The organism is Mucilaginibacter sp., assembly GCF_028288225.1.
Classification (GTDB): Bacteria; Bacteroidota; Bacteroidia; order Sphingobacteriales; family Sphingobacteriaceae; genus Mucilaginibacter.
In genome coordinates this window covers 1-17849 of record NZ_JAQBOC010000016.1, presented here as the reverse complement: position 1 = coordinate 17849, position 17849 = coordinate 1, and the positions used below count along the sequence as shown (strand labels likewise).

General features: G+C 39.2%; 13 protein-coding genes. 5 read left to right on the top strand and 8 right to left on the bottom strand.

The window, feature by feature from the left end:
• Positions 1–3 precede the first annotated feature (3 nt).
• From JWQ54_RS03965 to JWQ54_RS03950, 4 genes are all read right to left on the bottom strand, one after another.
• A complete protein-coding gene (locus JWQ54_RS03965) occupies positions 4–786 on the bottom strand; it encodes a hypothetical protein (protein ID WP_299580543.1) in 783 nt (260 codons plus the stop codon).
• A gap of 245 nt (positions 787–1031) precedes the next feature.
• A complete protein-coding gene (locus tag JWQ54_RS03960) occupies positions 1032–2576 on the bottom strand; it encodes a RagB/SusD family nutrient uptake outer membrane protein (RefSeq protein ID WP_299580540.1) in 1545 nt (514 codons plus the stop codon).
• Between the two features lie 24 nt (positions 2577–2600).
• Positions 2601–5546 (bottom strand): SusC/RagA family TonB-linked outer membrane protein, encoded by a 2946-nt coding sequence (locus JWQ54_RS03955; RefSeq protein WP_299580537.1) that lies wholly within the window; start codon positions 5544–5546, stop codon positions 2601–2603.
• Positions 5547–6131: 585 nt separating this feature from the next.
• Positions 6132–7754, bottom strand: a complete 1623-nt coding sequence (locus JWQ54_RS03950) for a DUF6377 domain-containing protein (protein ID WP_299580534.1) — start codon at positions 7752–7754, stop codon at positions 6132–6134.
• A 517-nt stretch (positions 7755–8271) separates the two neighbouring features.
• Between JWQ54_RS03950 and JWQ54_RS03945 the strand changes: the two genes are divergently transcribed.
• On the top strand, positions 8272–9318 hold the full coding sequence (locus JWQ54_RS03945; protein ID WP_299580531.1) for a TIGR03118 family protein: 1047 nt from the start codon (positions 8272–8274) through the stop codon (positions 9316–9318).
• A gap of 142 nt (positions 9319–9460) precedes the next feature.
• Here the strand turns inward: JWQ54_RS03945 and JWQ54_RS03940 are convergent, their stop codons facing one another.
• A complete protein-coding gene (locus JWQ54_RS03940; RefSeq protein ID WP_299580528.1) occupies positions 9461–10396 on the bottom strand; it encodes a DUF5996 family protein in 936 nt (311 codons plus the stop codon).
• A 383-nt stretch (positions 10397–10779) separates the two neighbouring features.
• On the opposite strand from JWQ54_RS03940, the gene cfa reads away from it, so the two are divergent.
• The 4 genes from cfa (at position 10780) to JWQ54_RS03920 (ending at position 15391) form a co-directional block, all read left to right on the top strand.
• On the top strand, positions 10780–11937 hold the full coding sequence (cfa, locus tag JWQ54_RS03935; RefSeq protein WP_299580525.1) for a cyclopropane fatty acyl phospholipid synthase: 1158 nt from the start codon (positions 10780–10782) through the stop codon (positions 11935–11937).
• 233 nt (positions 11938–12170) lie between these two features.
• The gene (locus JWQ54_RS03930) at positions 12171–12812 is read left to right on the top strand and encodes a hypothetical protein (RefSeq protein WP_299580522.1); all 642 of its coding nucleotides are present in this window, start codon (positions 12171–12173) and stop codon (positions 12810–12812) included.
• Between the two features lie 236 nt (positions 12813–13048).
• Positions 13049–14518, top strand: coding sequence for a two-component regulator propeller domain-containing protein (locus JWQ54_RS03925; protein ID WP_299580519.1), 1470 nt, complete (start codon positions 13049–13051; stop codon positions 14516–14518).
• A 213-nt stretch (positions 14519–14731) separates the two neighbouring features.
• Complete coding sequence (locus JWQ54_RS03920) at positions 14732–15391, top strand: FISUMP domain-containing protein (protein WP_299580516.1); 660 nt, start codon at positions 14732–14734, stop codon at positions 15389–15391.
• 265 nt (positions 15392–15656) lie between these two features.
• Here the strand turns inward: JWQ54_RS03920 and JWQ54_RS03915 are convergent, their stop codons facing one another.
• From JWQ54_RS03915 to JWQ54_RS03905, 3 genes are all read right to left on the bottom strand, one after another.
• Positions 15657–16091: an SRPBCC domain-containing protein gene (locus JWQ54_RS03915; RefSeq protein ID WP_299580513.1), complete on the bottom strand. Its 435-nt coding sequence runs from the start codon at positions 16089–16091 to the stop codon at positions 15657–15659.
• A 16-nt stretch (positions 16092–16107) separates the two neighbouring features.
• Positions 16108–16557, bottom strand: coding sequence for an SRPBCC domain-containing protein (locus JWQ54_RS03910; protein WP_299580510.1), 450 nt, complete (start codon positions 16555–16557; stop codon positions 16108–16110).
• 62 nt (positions 16558–16619) lie between these two features.
• Complete coding sequence (locus JWQ54_RS03905; RefSeq protein WP_299580507.1) at positions 16620–17450, bottom strand: AraC family transcriptional regulator; 831 nt, start codon at positions 17448–17450, stop codon at positions 16620–16622.
• Positions 17451–17849 lie beyond the last annotated feature (399 nt).

The window sequence follows — 17849 nt, the reverse complement described above, 5'->3', positions numbered from 1 at the left end:
GCGTTATAAATGAGGTATCACTACCTGCATATCAACTATGGCATCGTCATTATCGGGTAGCTTATTATGTTCAAATTTTTCAAGCGGCAATGTTTGGGTGTGTATCAAATGATCTGCTATATATAATTGCATTGCCCGGTACAGTTTTTTCCTATCGTTATATTTCCCTTTAAAATAGCCCACTAACTCCTTACTCCCCGGCATCCCCATATTTTCCGCGTCTCCTTTAATTGAAACTTTCCTGTTTACGGGCAACCCCATCATCACTGTAACAGAGTCGCCAACAGACGAAATATATTGCAGATGCATTGCATCAGTAACAGCCAGTTTGTTTTTTAAGGCAATTGAATAAAGTGATGTTAAGAAAGCCTGGTTGTTTTTGCAAACCATATTTTTTAAAACTGTCGTGCGTTTAATGATCAATGTTTTTTCCCGGGCAACATGCTCAGCTATCTTATAACCGTAATATAATTGCGGGTCTTCCATATAAGCCTTCAGATCATTTACAGGCGTGCCTTTGTATTTATCATCAACTAAGAATGATTTAACATAGCCAAATAAATTAGTTTTTTGAATAACGTAAACGTCGGTCTTCAGCACCGCCGAATCTGCAATCAGCGTATAGTTATACTCATTTTCACCGCGCCCCGATACTTTTTTTCTGACAATATCAAAGCCTGTCAACCCGCTTTTCTTTATTGTAAATTTTACCGCAGGGCCGGTTATTTCAAATAGTGCATTTGCACTATCATTTTTAAAAGTTATATCACGGGCGTGGTTCTTCACATCTGTTTGCCATTTGACCCAGTTTCGGGGATTATTTAAACTTTGATATACATTTGAAAAATTAGCATTTATTATTAGTACCGAACTTTTTGTTACGGGTATAATGACTATTAATATGAAAAAAAACAATATTGCAAAAAGTACCCACCGCATCATTAATAGTTTCGTTGATATTTAAAAATAAACGTGCTGCAATTTAAGTTTAAAACTTATTACAGCACGTTTAAAATTATTATAAATGAAGTTTATTTACCCGGATATCCGGCATTTTGAACTAGCTTTGGGTTAGTGATCAACTGTTGTTGTGGTATAGGGAAAATGAGCGTGTGCTTATCCGGGTCCTGTGGTTTTCCAGGCAACCTTGCTGCTGAAAAGTAAGGGAGGCCATCTGCGGTTTCAAACCTGATCAGGTCATTCCTGCGCCAGCCTTCCCAAGCCATTTCCCTGCCGCGTTCGGCAAGTAAATTTGGCAAAGTAAGTTGAGCCGAGGTCCATGCGGGTACACCTGCACGGGCCCTTATAGCATTCACCAATGACAGTGCATCACCGGGGCTGCCTGCTCTTATTTCCGCTTCAGCTTTCATTAAATAAGCATCACCTAAACGGAATATAACACCATCATTGCTGGTATTACCGTTGGTGCCAGGCTGCGGTGCATATTTAATACTCCTTGCACCGGCTAATTTAAATGAATCGGCAGGGTTGCTCAGTTCCTTAACATAAGGGCTAAAAATTACTTTTAAACCCGTCGCCTTATCCGTAAGCGGCGCGCCGGACGAACTGTTCTGCTGACCAATAGCCCACATTTGTTTCCTGCTATCGCCATCAGGGAAACTGCGGAAAAATGCAGTTGGTGCACAAAATCCGTTGTAAGGCGTGTTTGTAAGGTCGTATGTGTAAATGTTGTTGTAATTTAAAGTAAACAACTCAATACTGTTGCCGGGTATGAACGTATTATCATAAGGCACTACAAATATATTTTCTGTTGAATTTTCATTCAATACTGCGAAATTTGTCAAAAAATCACTCATTAATGAATACTTGCCTGATTTTATAACCACGTCGGCTGCATCAGCTGCTTTTTGCCATTGTGCTGTACCTGTATAAACCTGTGCATTAAGGTATAACTTTGCCAGCAGCATATAGCCTCCCCACTTATTTATGTGCCCATAAGTTGCGGCAGATTTATCAGCCAGTAAAGGCACATTTGTGGTTAACTCTGTTTCTAAAAATGCATAAACATCTTTACGCGGCGATTGAGTTATTTTGGTTGGATCAGTCTTGAAATCTGTTACCAGGGGAACATTTCCAAACATATCCATAAACTCAAAGTAGTAGTAGGCCCTTAACACCTTTATTTCTGCGATAACCTGGTCGGCGTTTGCAGGTTTATTTGAAGCCGGTAACGTAGCCAAAGTGCTCAACACCAGGTTACACTTTCCTATCCCATTACTCAAATCGCCCCAGGCGTTATTGATGTTGTCAATGTCGAACAGGAATGTATGTGTCCATAATGATTGCCATTTACCGCCATCGTACCAGTCATTCCCCCTTGTAGGAACCACCATCTCGTCAGACGATACCTCGTTATTCTGGAAAACGTTTCCGGTTGGTATAGCGGTCATCGGCGTATAGGCCTGTGCTAAAAATGCGTTTGTTTGTTGAGGAGTTTTAAAGAAACTGCTTGGCAGTACCTGGTTATAAACCTTACTATCCAGTTTAGTACAACCGGGCAAAATCATTCCTGCCGCAAGTAGTACCGGGATTATATTTGATAATTTTCTTTTCATCTTTATGATAATTAAAATCTCTTATTATTTAAATGACACATTAGCGCCTAATACAAATGCTCTTGATTTAGGATATGACTGCAAAGAACCATTCCCGTCTGTATAATGAGAGTTTGGCGCAAATTCAGGATCAAGGCCTTTGTATTTAGTGATAACAAATATGTTATTCCCTGCTAAATAAACCCTCATGTTCGAAATACCTTTAATATTCTTGAATGTATAACCTAATGATGCGTTATCCAGGCGCAGGTATGAAGCATTTTCAAGCCAAAGATCTGAAACATGAAGACCATCTTTTATACCGTTGGTAAGCGCCGCTTTTGTTATGTTATTGCTTGGCAGGCGTGTAATGGTTTCATAATCAAGTAATGTATTATTGAACACTTTTTGGCCATATACTCCTCTTAAGAAGAAGCTTAAGCTCCAGTTTTTATAGCCAAAACTATTATTGATACCGTAATTGAATTTTGGGTTCGGATCGATATAATATTTGGCTGGGTTAGGATTTTGATCCAAAGTTTTTCCGTCAAATAATTCGTTGCCATTGGCATCAACCCCTGTATAATGGCGCAGGTAAAAAACATCGAGCGGCTGGCCTGGTTTATAAAAAGTGATAGGCTCTGAGCTTAAACCTCTGCCTGCAGCAGACCCTGAAATAATCTGATCGGATGCAACCGCGAATCCCTGGTAGGTGCCTGAAAGATTTACAACGTTTGTTTTATTGAAAGTAATCTGGCCGTTTGCAGTCCATGTTATCCCTGCTCCTCTCAATATCTGGCCGGTAAGCGCAATCTCTAAACCTTTGTTTGTCATGGTGCCTATGTTAGCAAATATGGTATTAACAAAGAACGGAGGAGTAGGAACACCATACTGATAAATCATTTTGGTAGTTTTATCGTTATAGTAGTTGATATCGCCCGATAAACGGTTGTTAAATAACGAGAAATCAACACCTATATTTTTACCCTGGCGTTGTTCCCACTGCAAATCCGGATTTGCGTTTTGCGTATAGGTGTAACTTGCCGGGTATTGATTAGAAGCTGCGGAACCATCGAAATACCTGTCGCCTTTTCCATAGAGGGTAGCATTTTGGTATACATTTAATGCGCTTGAGTTACCCACAACACCATAGCCTAAGCGTAGCTTAAGGTCGTCTATCCAATCAACACTTTGCAACAGGTCTCTTTTTAAACGGTAAGCTACGTCAACGGCAGGGAAGGTACCCCATTGGTGATTAGCACCAAACTTGTCTGAACCATCACGACGAACAGATGCAGTAACATAAAACCTGTTGTCGTAATTGTAATTCACCCTGGCCAGCAACGAAATGATTTTGTAATCATCCTTACCGGAGGTGATCAAGTTTTTTGACGCGTCACCGCCATCCAGTTTATTATCCAATAATTCAGGCACAGCGTAATTTTGCCCGGAAGCTGTAAAGTATTCAGTATAAAAATCATTATACTCATAAACAGCTGTGGCCGAAATATTATGCTTGCCGAATGATTTATTAAAATCAATATGCGCGTTTGCCTCGTAGGTGTTATTATTATAGCTGTTTTGTGCAGCATTGTTTATATTTCCTTCACCCGGGAATGAATTTTGGAAATAGTGGGTTAACGTGTTGTCGTGAATTAAAACACCCGTAACCCCAACCTTTAAATATGGCAGCAAAGTGTAATTTATTGTAGTATTGGCTAAAGTTTGATAGGTGGTTGCCTTATTGTATGTTTCAAGCAGGTGCTCAATCGGGTTAGCCAGGTTAAAATCCACAAACGTGTTATATGAGCCGTCGGGGTTATAAATAGGGTACGTAGGCGGGGCGTTAAATATGTAGCTGGCAATTACATTGCCGTCAGTAAGCTGGTCACGATATACCGTTGTATTTGAAAAGTTAAGAGTAATATCAAGTTTATCGTTCAGTGCTTTTTGTTCTGCATTAAAACGCAGGCCCAGTTGTTTTTTCTGGTTATTAATAATGGTACCTTCCTGCAGCTCATAGTTAACAGAACCACGATAATTGAAGCCATTGGCACCGCCTGAAATAGCGATATTATTGCTATGTGTAACGGCTGTACGGCTGATTGCGCGCTGCCAGTCAACATTACCGCCTTTTTCATAAGTAGCAGGTGTTACACCTGGGATAGCTTCAATAGCTTTTGAATAATCGGCTGCGTTAAGCAGATCGTAATATTTAGCCTGGTTTGAGATGCCCACATAACCGGCATAATCTATAGTGGTGCGGCCTGTGCGTCCTTTTTTGGTAGTTACGATGATTACACCATTAGCACCACGCGAACCGTAGATTGATGTTGCAGACGCATCTTTTAACACGTCATACGATTCAATATCCTCCGGAGCAAGGTTTTGAAACTGTGAATTGCCTGAGGTAGCCACACCGTCAATTACAAACAGTGGTGATTGATTACCGGTAATTGAAGTTTGCCCGCGGATAGAGATCCCGGCGTCCTCGCTGTTTGGATTACCACCCTGCTGGGTAATATTTAAACCGGCAACTTTGCCCTGGATCTGGCTTAGCGGGTTGATAACAATGCCCTGGTTAAAGTCCTTTGAGCTAATGCTTTCAACAGCGCCGGTAACATCTTTTTTTCGTTGGCTGCCGTAACCTACGCCTACCACAACCACTTCACTCAGTGAAGTACTGTTGGCGACTAAAGATACGTTAACCGTTGATTTCCCGGTTATGTCAACTTCCTGCTTGTCATAGCCAATAAAGCTAAAAACAAGTGTAGTTGCCGAAGTAGGTACGGCTAAACTGAAACTTCCGTTTGCGCTGGTAGTAACCCCGGCGGTTGTTCCTTTAGCACTAACGGAAACGCCAGGCATGGCTGATCCGTCTTTTGAGTCTGTTACTTTACCTGTAATTGTTCTGTTTTGAGCCATTGCGGGCAAAACAAAAAAACACATAAGTACGAAACAGCCTGTTTTAAGTAAATTTCTAAGCTTCATAATTTAGGTTTGAATAAATAATTGGTTGGTTAAATATAACTATTAATTAAATAAAACTGTGGATTAAAGTTTTATTTTCGTGTGTTAACAATTGGTTAACAACAAATAAAAATCAAGGAGGTGCGGTTACAGTCTTGTACTTTTTTCTCATAGGTAAAGGGTTGGGTTTGATATTATTTTAATTTTTCAACATTTTTTTTGTTTGATAGAAAATCAAAAGCATCAGCGCTATATCATGCCAATAAAAACTAACACTAATACCACCTGCTGATCATAACAATCAAAAAAGCTGCTTGCCCGAAAAAATTATAATTGGTTTATAAAGTCTTAATATCACTAAAGTGAAGGATTAAATCCTCCTGCCCTTAATGACTATGTAACAAAGTAATAGCTTGGAACGTGGAAAACCTATTTTTTTACTTAAAATATAAAAAAATTTAAATTAATTTTTTTATAACAAATTTATTATCAATTAGTTAAAAAAAATAAACTTATGTATTATATAAAAAAATTTAAACGTTTTTTAACCTCCATATACAAAAATGAATGTCTTTAAAGGGTAATTAACCTTTACTTGCCAACCAATCAGGATTTACCGGGTGCTTCAAATGCTTTGGAAGACATAAGTTTCTGATCAAACTCATCAGCATGGTATATTGACTTTGCCTTGATCCTCATTTTATAAACATATATTGTTTTTACCGAATATTCTAAGATACTGGCAATAGTTTCATTATCACTTATCCCCATTCGCATTAATGCAAATATGCGAAGGTCTGTATTTAAAACTTCGTGATCTTTCGGCCAGATCTGATCTTCCTTTTTAAACAGTGAATTAAATGTGGTAATAAAGTTTGGAAATATTTTAAGGAACGTGTGATCAAATGTATAAAACAGCGTTTCCCGTTCTTTTTTTATATTTATTTCATCAATAACTAATTGAATATCTTCATACTTTTTGGTAACAAGCTTTCGGTCAATGCTCCTTTTAAGCTTTTCGAGTTTTAAGATATAGCCTGATATCACATTAAAAAAGTATCCTATATACTCTTCCTTTATCCTGGTATCCTCACCAAGTTTTTCATTGATCATTTCCAGCTGAACATTTTTCTCTTCAATTATCTTTTCTTTAGCTTTTAAACGCTTCAGCTGAATAAATATAATGAAAAAAACCAGCAGCACCAATGCCGAAACCGCAGTTATCGATAATAAATAAACAATTACCTTATTTTTTTCCTTCTCCATCAGGATCAGTTTCTGTGCTGCAACAGTGGGTAATACCGATCCTATTTTTATTTTACGCAACCGGGCTCCGTAATATTCGGCATCGTTCATGGCCTGTTGTATAAATGTATAGGCATCAACCATATTGCCATTACGGTACAACAACTCCCCTAATTTAAAAGCGGCCAGGGTTTCTTTTGTTGATGACCTTATATCACTAATGGCTCCAATAATTAAGAGTTCCATCCGCTTTTCATCATGTGCTTTATCATCATAAAAAAAGCTAAGGCTTGTAGCAACCATTGCACGCTGATGATCTGTAATGTTGAAGCTATACAGCAACCGGTTAAAATATGGCGATGGCTTTTTTATATCACCGGTTCGTATTTGTTTACGGCCGAGTTGCAATAGCAGGTCAAACGAATTTGGCTTGCAAAGCATTATTGCCGAATCCAAATACTTAACCGATTCAGCATTTTCATAAGGGGTATAATAGCTATCATTATCATAATCGGCCAGGTCAGAATAAGCCCTTGCTTTTAATGAGTAGTATTCAATTTTTGAATCGTTATTTAAAGCAGCGGCATTAATATTATTTAAACAGTCAAAAGTTTGTTTAAACATCCCTGAGGAGCATAATATGAATCCAAGCTTTATTTTACTTTCATACTCCTTTGACAGATCTTTTAAATGATGGCTTATATCAAGCAATTTATTGGTATAAACATAGGCCGAATCAAACTGGTACACTTTATACTCTTCGTACAAACTGCTGCATAAGCCATAAAGTGCTATATAATTTGTTTGGGGGGTATTAGTCAGCAAATCCTTGATCTTTTGGATCCGCACCTCCTTTTGGTCGTCATAAACCTTTTTCTTTACCAGTTCTTTTTTCAATACAACAAGCAGGCTATCTGTTTTTACAGAAGCAAGGGCTGTGTAACCAAAAAATACCAGGAATAAAAATGATAAATAAATTCTCATAGATATTTAATTAGGGCTTTAAAAGAAAGAATAATATATAAAAAACGCAATTCTTTAATTTGCTATTAGTACTCGTTAATAATACACTTTTTTATTAAATATATAGCTAATTTGAAGAATTTTCCGTCTTTGAGTTAGCTATTTTTAATTCTTCCCGGGTCATATGATCCAGGCAGACCCGGCAGTATAAAGGATTCAATAAAACATTGGATAGTAAAACCTCCACTCCAAATTCGGGCTTCCGGGAAATAATACAGTGTTGTTTGATACTAAGAAAAAATACAATTAAAAGAATACGCAACAGTCCAATCCCACACAGCCATATTTACAAACTTGCTTTAAATCTATAATTCGGATTTCCTGACTGTTTTGCCCCTTCTCAACATCGATTTCTGAAGCAGTTGATGACTAAACAAAATTATCGCATAGCCAGGCAACCTTTCCCTTTACGACAATGTATTAACTAATATGGAAGTAAAAGCGAAAATAGATTAAGTAACAATTAAATTATAAACCAATGAAAAAATTAAACATCGCTAAAGTCTTATTTATTGGACTTGCCTCACTTTCTTGCATTTATTCCTGCAAAAAAGACCATCCAATGCAACAGCAATTCAACGTCACCCAGACTAATCTTGTTGCTGATACGGCAGGTTACAACGCTGCCAAAATTGACACAAATTTGGTTAATGCCTGGGGTATTGCTGTAAACCCGACGGGTATTATCTGGATCTCATCAAATCACAAAGCAGTAAGTACAATTTATGATAAGACGGGCCAAACGCTGAGGCCACCGGTTACAATACCTTCTGTTAATGCCAATGAGCCAGGCGCACCCACCGGAATTGTATTTAACAGTTCAACAGTTTTCGGCGGAAATAAATTTATTTTTGCCGGCGAGGATGGTATAATAACAGCCTGGGCCTCTGGCAATGCAGCCGTAAAGGTTGCCGACAGATCACAGTTTAATACAGTTTACAAAGGGCTTGCCATTGCGACAGATGCGGGTGGCAGCTTTCTGTACGCTGCCAACTTCAAAGGGGGAAAAATTGACGTCTTTGATGGTAACTTTAACTACGTGACGGGCAAACCATTTTCAGACGCTTCGATCCCTGCCGGCTTCGGCCCGTTCAATATTCAAAATATCGGAGGTTTATTATATGTCACTTATGCAAAGCTGAAAGGTCCGGATAATCAGGATGACCAGGCAGGACCAGGAAATGGCTATGTTAACATTTTTAAACCGGACGGAACACTTCTTAAACATTTTGCCTCACAAGGCCCTTTAAACTCTCCCTGGGGTATTACGCACGCACCTGCAGGCTTTGCAGGAGGGCCGGAAACGATCCTGGTAGGCAACTTTGGTGACGGGAAGATTAATGTATTTGATTTGCTGGGGAATTACAGAGGTCAATTGCAGGATAACGGGCAGGCTATAGAAATTGAAGGATTATGGGCTATAGATTTTCTGAACACAAATGCCCATCCGAATGATCCCTTATATTTTACAGCCGGCCCGAAGGAGGAGTCTCATGGTCTCTTTGGATACTTAAAGAAAAAATAGTGGGATTAACAATAACGTCAGCAACCCGATTGGTTAAATATTCCAATCGGGTTGTTTTATAAAGATGGCACTAAAGTTTAAAAATTTGACCTGTATAAATTACTCATTATCATCAAAAGTATTGAAGCAACAATAACTCGTTCTACCTCTCAAAACTGGTCAGATTACAGGTCAGTTTATGGTCCCAATTACCAGTCCTGGCCGCTGCCTGGTAGGTCGATCTCAAAAATTCCAGCAAAGTGGCTTCCGGGTCTTCAGCCTGCTGCACGGCTTCGTAGTTCAATAAAAACTCACCCATTTCTGCATTGTAAAAAGCCTGTTCAGGCTCAACCGGTTGTGCGCCGTAATCCGGCTGAGGAGGATAGCAGTAAGAATAAAATGCAGGAAAAGGATAAACGTCGTTGCCTGGCCAAAAGCCTGCGCTGGATACGTCATGTGAGTAAGCCTCCTGCATAACACGCTCCGGCATATTTGGTACTTTACCTTGATATAATGGTGCCGTTCTGCCGGAAAAACGGGTCACGGCTAAATCAAAACCTCCCCAGAATAAATGCACCGGGCTGCATTTTCCGGTAAACTCAGCCCTAAACCGGGTAAATACCGAATCGATCCTGACTAAAGCTTGCCAGTAAAGATGCATTTGGTGGGCATCATAGGTTTTATGCACTTCATCTTCAGCAAAAGGAATCGCCAGTTCGAGTTCGTTGGGCCTGGCATAAATCTCTGTAGATATATTCATTTCATTAAGCAAGTTAAAAAGGTCTCTATAAAAACTTGCCACGGTCGCTGGTTGCAGGCGCAGGTGCTTTAAACCGCCATCGCTTGCGGAAACCACTAGTTGGTGATCTATAAAATCAAAATCGATCTGAAAGCTGCCACTCCCATAAGGTACCTTACCGGTGGAAAGCCCCCTGGAAGATATATAAAGTGTTACATGCCAGCCATGATTGGTCCAGGGTGTATTAACCATCCGTATTTTCCCAACAATCTGTGTCCAAAGCTGCACAGTCTGCAGCGTGTCCTTAAAATTATTGTAAATTAGTTCCGGCCAGTTGCCGGCCTGCTTTTCTTTGCTCATGACAATTATTATTTAAATACTTTTAATAGGACTTAACTCAAACACCTGGCTAACAAAACTTGTTTTAAATAAACAGCCAGGATCCTTTCTTTTTACCTGCTATATTTTCAAACAGGGTTGAAGATTACCAAGACTGGCAACACCACATAAAACGCTATAAATTATTATTCTGCCTTTTAGCCTCTTTCGGGAAGTCAGGTACCTCCCTGGCATGTTTCCTAATTGGGCCATCTTCCTGATGGCATTATTCCCGATAAATTATGGCGCAGAACACTCTTTATTAAAAATCAGTATCTAACTAAAACTTAGATCCGGATATTAGGTTAAGTTATTGAGGATGTTAAGTATATGTTTTTTCGGGGAAGTTAAAACGATCAAAAACTATGGATGCCAACAGGTCTGTATTCTATTCAGCTTCTTTAAAAAATAACTTTTATAAAGAAACAGTTCTGGGCTTATTAGCAAAGGCTGAAGTCTGCATTAACGGATTACAGCCCTGGGATATACAAGTGCACGATGAAAAATTCTACCCATGGATCTTTCGCCAGGGTTCACTGGCCTTCGGGGAATCTTATATGGCCGGCATGTGGGATTGCCCGGCTTTAGACCAGCTGATGTACCGGTTATTTAGTGCCAATCTGGATCAATATATCCCCCATAGCTTTAAATCCCTTTGGTATAAAATCAAAACTATACTTTGGAACGGCCAGTCTGTAAAAAGGGCACAACAGGATATTCGCAAACATTATGATCTGGGCAATGATCTTTTTGAAGCAATCCTGGATAAAAGAATGATGTACTCCTGTGCATATTGGCAGAATGCAGCAACTTTGGAAGAAGCACAGGACCATAAGCTGGATTTGATCTGCAGAAAATTGCAGCTTGAAAAAGGTCAAAAAATTTTGGACATAGGATGTGGATGGGGTGGATTTGCAGCGTTTGCAGCAGAGCGTTATGGAGTGGAAGTTGTTGGGATAACCTTATCTGCAGAACAGGTAAAGCTTGCCCGTGAACGATGCAAGCACCTTCCGGTTGAAATACGTTTGCAAGATTACAGGAGCCTGGATGAAAAGTTTGACGGGATCGTATCGATAGGTATGTTCGAACATGTAGGATATAAAAATTATGATTATTACATGAACGTCATTCAAAGAACCCTGAAGGAGGATGGGCTCTTCCTGTTGCATTGTATAGGGAGCAATTCATCGGTTACGGCAATTGATCCCTGGATCAACAGCCATATTTTCCCTAACGCAGTGATACCCTCTGTAACGCAAATTGGCCAGGCTGCTGAACATAAGTTAGTAATGGAGGACTGGCACAATTTTAGGGTCTTTTATGATCTGACCCTGATGGAGTGGCTCAAACGGTTTAGGAACGCATGGCCGAACCTGGAAACTAAATATGATAAGCAGTTTTACAGGATGTGGGAATATTATTTGTCGTGCAGTGCTGCATCCTTCAGGTCAAATAAAAACAATCTATGGCAGATTGTTTTTTCTAAGCCAAAAAGACATACTGCATACCAATCAGTACGATAACTCAACGGTTTTTCTTGCACGCTGACTTTAGCCACAAGTTTTTTTCTCTCTATTGCTTGCTGTAGCTAAGCAAACTAAAATTTGTAAGTAAGAAAAAAATATTAACTTCGTAAAACAAAGTACTTTGATATAATTTTACTTTTATGACTATTTCCTCCAAACTTGACGAAATCCATTTTAAGGCAACGGAAAACAGGTGGCTTCGATATTTTGCTGTTTTTAATCGCATAGCTTTGGCAGCTGGCTTTTTACCTGCGGGTTTCGTAAAAATTACTGGTGAGCGGTTCACCTCTTTATCCGTTAATCACCCAATGGGTCATTATTTAGAGGCGTTACACCTAACAGGTTATTATTACCCATTTATTGGTGTTTTGCAAGTGACAGCAGCTATTCTGTTGCTGATACCCCGCACGGCTACTCTCGGAGCAATTCTCTATTTTCCCATAATATTGAATATTTGTATGCTGTCATTTGCGGTGCGTTTTGATGGATCACTTCTTTCTTCACCCTTAATGGTATTAGCTAATTTGTATCTTTTATGCTGGGATTATGACAAATTAAAATTCATTCTTCCCTTTAATCACCCTACAATCCTTAATGACATACCAAAGCCAAAAGTCGTTAGTAATAAGTTTCCGACAATTTTCGTTGCCCGTGTAGTGGCAGTCATCATCATTTTAGTGCTGGTAATTACAAATGTATACGACATTATGCCCCGTAATACTTTATCAGAGTGTAAGGGCCAATGTAAGGTTAGCAACAATCCCAAAGCTTGTAATGATTTCTGTGATTGCATTCATAAAAAAGGGCAATCGCTTGAAAAATGCCTGGACGAATACAATATGGCTTTACAGGATACTGTGCGGATAAAGTAGACCTTTGTTGCTTGGCGAAAACAAAAACGAATGAGACGCCTTGCTCCCGTAACGAAAAATCATTTAGAAAATCTTACTTTTCCTTTTCCTTTTTACTAATATTTAACCATTTTCTATAATAAAAGTGTTTCCTTCTTGTTCTTAAATAAGCTTGGGTAAATGGTGTCAGACTTTAACTTATTTTAACTATCATTCACTTGGTGTTTTGAATTTGCTTTCTTTAATTTATAAACTTAATGTCAGCAGTATTACCCCCAAACCAGATTTGCAAACTATCGCTCATCATCCTGTTTATTTTCTTTTTACCCGCGGGTCTTTCAGCACAAAATCTTTTCATGGAAAAAGTAGAGGTGTGCAATACTTCAAACTATTGTATGGACTGCGGAGATCCAAAAGCAACTTGTGATCAGGTCATTCTCGATAATATAAGCGAAAAGAGCTCTCGTAAGTACATATTGGGAAATTTCAAAGGATCAATAACCTTCCAGGTTTTGGTCGACTCTACTGGGTTTGGCTGCGTGCTTAGCCATACAGACGTCACGAACAGCCCGCTAACAGCTGATTTGATCAGATACCTGAATGGCTTTTTGTGGAAACCGGCTAAAGTAAATGGCAAAGTCGTAACTGCATCTGTGAATGTGATTTTCCGTATTGCTAATGGCAAAATGTCAAGCGAGATCCAAAGAATGGACCTGACTGAATTAAAGCCACCTGGCGATCCCCTCATTTATAATAAAAAAACTATTTATACTAACCCATCATTAAAAACCTATGAGTTCACTGTTTGGACCAAATATAACTCTCCTCTTCCCGATAATATAAGCAGGTCATGCACGGTGGATAAATCTGATATTTTGTGGTATGCTACCGCCAGCGGGCTAACCAGGTTTGATGGGGAAAACTTCAATCCTGTTAATGAATTTAACTCGCCGTTTACCACGGAAACAGCCATAGGAGGTATAACCGCAGATAAGGACAATAACAAATGGGTGTACGTTGACAATAAGATATACAAGTGTACCGATGACAGGTGGCAAATATATGACTTCAAAAAATTTTTAACCTCAGGTGTTACCCATATCTTAAACAGCAGTAATGGCAAGCTCCTTTTTACCACTAACGATGGCCTTGTGGCTGTTAGAAACGATAAAGTGGTCCTATTGAATAAAAAGAACATACCACTGCTACCATCAAATGATATCTCCTACGCTTATGTTGATAGCCGCAAACGTTTATGGATAGGTACTTCGAAAGGCAGTATCATGATTGATAAAGACTTCTTTGTAACTACATTTAATAAATCCAATACACCATTGAAAAACATGAGCATCTCTGGTGTAGTAGAAGATGAAAAGGGTAACCTTTACTTCTCACTGGTTGATTGCAATAAAGTTCCTGACGATGACGATAAAGAGGGCATAGCAGTACTGAAAACGAAAGGTAACTGGCTTCATTATAACGATAAAAATTCCGGAATGCCCTCAAACCGTGTCAATAATATCTTATACGACAAGTTTGAACACGTTTTATGGATAGGTACTGATCAATCAGGTATTGCAAGGTTCAATTTGAAAGATGGCTGGGAAAACTATCATAATGTTAACTCTCCTGCTCCTGGTTATACAATTTATCAATTAGTGCAGGACTCAAAAGGAGTTATTTATGCAACCACAGCTAACGGCCTGTTAAGGCTTAGAAAGAAATAGAGACCCTGATCAACATTTAATTTAAATTATCTCTTGGCTTTACCCTCGTTGTTTCTTACGAGAGTCGGGGTGGCGCTGCTTATCAAAAGCTTTGCAAGCGTGCAACAATTTAAGAAGAACTTATCATTTAGGTACGTTCTTTTATAACTTGCACTTGCTCGTCCTCAGGATACTCCATATCTTGTGCCACAATCAACTAACCCTGATTAATCAATGAGAAAACTACTTTACTTACCTGCTATCCTTTTCATTACGCTTATTTCATGCTCAAAGAAGAATGAAACAAAACATCAGGCTCTAGTTACCATTAACGAAAAAGTTTACAGTACCGTAGTTATAGGTAATCAAACCTGGACTGCGGAAAACTATGATGGACCAGGCGGAACAGCAAGCACTAGAAATGATGAAGCTGCAATAGGTAAATACTATACTTTAGAAGAAATGCAGGCACTCACATTACCGGCTGGATGGCGTGTACCTAGTGAGGCAGACTGTATTACGCTATTGAAATCACAGGGCACGCTCATCTGGGAGGATGAGTACGGAGCACTTCTTGATTCGGTTTCATCAAAATATTTAAGATCTACTACGGGATGGTATCTTCCCGGGACTAACAAATCTGGCTTCAATGCATTGCCAGCAGGTAAATACCAAGCATTTGCAAATGAATTTCAAGATTACAAGTCGACCGCAAACTTTTGGACTACAACTATTGGTATTCCAGAAGACGCTCAAACCTGGTTTATCATGGATTTCTCTGGCTTTTACGATTCATACGGAACAGGAGGTGCACCAAATAGTTATGCGCGGGTTTCTTCATCTCGTTTAGTTGAGCCTTACGGCTATAGCCTACGCTTTGTAAAGGATAATTGAAGACCATAAGCTGCCACAATCCTTCCGTTCGTGACTTCTAAATGCCAACATAACATTACACCAGGCTTCGGTCGGTATTATTAAATTATAAGGCTACGCAGGTACTTTAAGGCAATAAAAAAAACGAAGTGAATACTTCGAGACTTCTGGTAATGTGATGGCTGCTATACAAATGCCGAACCATTGCTTATCTGATCAGCATTTGATAGCTAATTTAGACTTATAAATGATTTGGTTCAAAATTATCCGGTGCTGAGATGATCTATTATATCGGTTTACCGGTAGTAATAAAGTTAAATAGCCAGTCTTTGATAACTATGTTCCAACTCTGTTCTACCTTTGCATAACACTCCTTTTCGGGAGTAAGCCCTTCGTGAGTGAACTTAAGTGTTGTTTTATCAACATTGGGAGTAATCTCAAAAACCACTTTTGTGTTTGTCCATTCTGTTTTATTTTTTTCCAGCCAGTTGAGTTTACTATCGGTTACCAGCCACACAACTTTTTTGTAGGGAATAATTTCAACCAGTTTCTGTTTTGAATAATGTACGTCGCCATGACGGATGATAAATTCATCGTTTAATTTTGCACTACTGCCTTCACATTCTTTATTCCACCATTTTGAAACGTCTTTAATGCAGTTGAAAACTTCATCCGGAGATTTTACAACCTCAATTGCTACTGTGTAATTTTGACGTATCATTTTTGGCTGTTTTTTCTTACTTGGTTGGTTGTCTAAAAACGCCTTTCCCTGTAGTAAAATATGAAAATAAACTTGTTTTGATCCAATGGGTCCAACCTGGCGCACAGTCCTTGTAACACTCAACTTCCGCTGTAAGACCTTCATGCGTAAAATTCAGATCTGTTATGCCATTATTTTCAGTGAGATCAAAAATCAATTTGGTGTTAGCCCATTCCATTTTATCCGAATACCAGGGCATATTGCAATTGGTAACTAACCAAACAACTCTTTTACCGGGAATTAATTCTGCTACGGTAAAGTTGAAGAAAGAATCCCCCCCCATTTTTACTATAAACTGATCATTTTGTTTTTCGGACCTCCCGCTGAAGGTTATTCCCCACCATCCGGGTACATTGCTGATCTTGTTGATAGCCTCGCTTGCGCTAATTTTTGCCGAGATGCTGCTGTTAAAATCGTTCTTTACCATTTCATTTAATTTTTAAACAAAGATGGGCCGGTGGCAGCTTTAAGTATTGTACAAATCGGAAGTCAACTCGTATAATGTTTGGTGGCGAGTTCGTTCATACTGTTTTGAAGGTCGGTTGGGGTGGTTCCGGTGAACCTTTTAAATGCTCTGATGAAATGGGATTGATCGTGGTAATGATGGTAAATTTGTTCCTTTAGGCTTTGATAATTGGCACCGGTTGAGAATGCCTGGTAAAATTGTTTGAACCGGACTATCTCGGAAAGGTTTTTTGGCCCTGTACCCAGGTGTTCCGAAAACTTGTTATGAAGCCATCGCGAGCTATAGCCGGTTTCCTTTTCAAGCTGTGTCACGGTTAGGAGACCTTTGGAGTTCAATATGCGATTGATGCAATAATCATAGATCAGGTCAGCTGCGGTTTTTTCCAACTGTTTGATCAGAAAATTCTGTAGGAGCTGCAATTTCAGATCTAAAGCGCTTGCCTCGGCAAGTTGCGATTGAAGTTCTTCTGCTCGGCTGCCGATCAGGTCTCCCAGCTCCACTATTTGATTTTTGACCTCGGTGTACGAGAAATGAAATAAACGGTAGGCTCCGAGCGGGTTGAATTCGATGATAATCGTGCCGGTCTGCGCATCTTCCTGCGGATCAAGGATGACAGGCGAATCGATCAGGCCCGTTAAACTTAGTTTATTTTCAATTTGAATAAAGGTCTTGTCGCCGATGCGGGCTTCAATTCCGTTACGGTAGGTAAGCGTTAATTTAAAATTTGCATTTGGGACGATCAGTTTTTTTTCCTTGGTGGGAAGGCGGCCGCTGCTTTCAAATACATGTATTTTCGCGACATATGGGCTTAGTAAAGGATGTGGCGTGATAGGAATGAATCGAAAATCTGTCATTTGTTTCTCCTCGCAAAGCATCAATGCTCCTTAAAGATAAGGGTAAGAAATGGCTTTCTCCAATTTTTATTACATAACGTATTTATAGGGACTATAACTTAGTCATAAAAAAAAATAACATTTACAATCTCTCGCGTAATTGACGGGTATCATTTAATTTTAATGGAACAAAAATAACCGAACATTTCCGATAATCATTTGTTATAGAATGAGTTTACAGGCCTCATTGATAACCCTTTAATTTTTCAATTATGTCATTCGCCGGTATTTTATTCGCACTTTTTTATGCTGTTATGTTAACAGCGATCTTTAGCCTTGTTTTTAAGAATACCGGCCCCCGGGGGCGGTGAAGCGTTTGCTGTACACAACTCTACAATATAAACCATAAATAAGGAGGCA

Coding starts and splice junctions, on each gene's coding strand:
- JWQ54_RS03950 (WP_299580534.1), bottom strand. CDS start 7,754: ATGAGAATTTATTTATCATTTTTATTCCTGGTATTTTTTGGTTACACA.
- JWQ54_RS03945 (WP_299580531.1), top strand. CDS start 8,272: ATGAAAAAATTAAACATCGCTAAAGTCTTATTTATTGGACTTGCCTCA.
- JWQ54_RS03910 (WP_299580510.1), bottom strand. CDS start 16,557: ATGGTAAAGAACGATTTTAACAGCAGCATCTCGGCAAAAATTAGCGCA.
- JWQ54_RS03915 (WP_299580513.1), bottom strand. CDS start 16,091: ATGATACGTCAAAATTACACAGTAGCAATTGAGGTTGTAAAATCTCCG.
- JWQ54_RS03920 (WP_299580516.1), top strand. CDS start 14,732: ATGAGAAAACTACTTTACTTACCTGCTATCCTTTTCATTACGCTTATT.
- JWQ54_RS03955 (WP_299580537.1), bottom strand. CDS start 5,546: ATGAAGCTTAGAAATTTACTTAAAACAGGCTGTTTCGTACTTATGTGT.
- JWQ54_RS03940 (WP_299580528.1), bottom strand. CDS start 10,396: ATGAGCAAAGAAAAGCAGGCCGGCAACTGGCCGGAACTAATTTACAAT.
- JWQ54_RS03905 (WP_299580507.1), bottom strand. CDS start 17,450: ATGACAGATTTTCGATTCATTCCTATCACGCCACATCCTTTACTAAGC.
- JWQ54_RS03925 (WP_299580519.1), top strand. CDS start 13,049: ATGTCAGCAGTATTACCCCCAAACCAGATTTGCAAACTATCGCTCATC.
- JWQ54_RS03960 (WP_299580540.1), bottom strand. CDS start 2,576: ATGAAAAGAAAATTATCAAATATAATCCCGGTACTACTTGCGGCAGGA.
- cfa (WP_299580525.1), top strand. CDS start 10,780: ATGGATGCCAACAGGTCTGTATTCTATTCAGCTTCTTTAAAAAATAAC.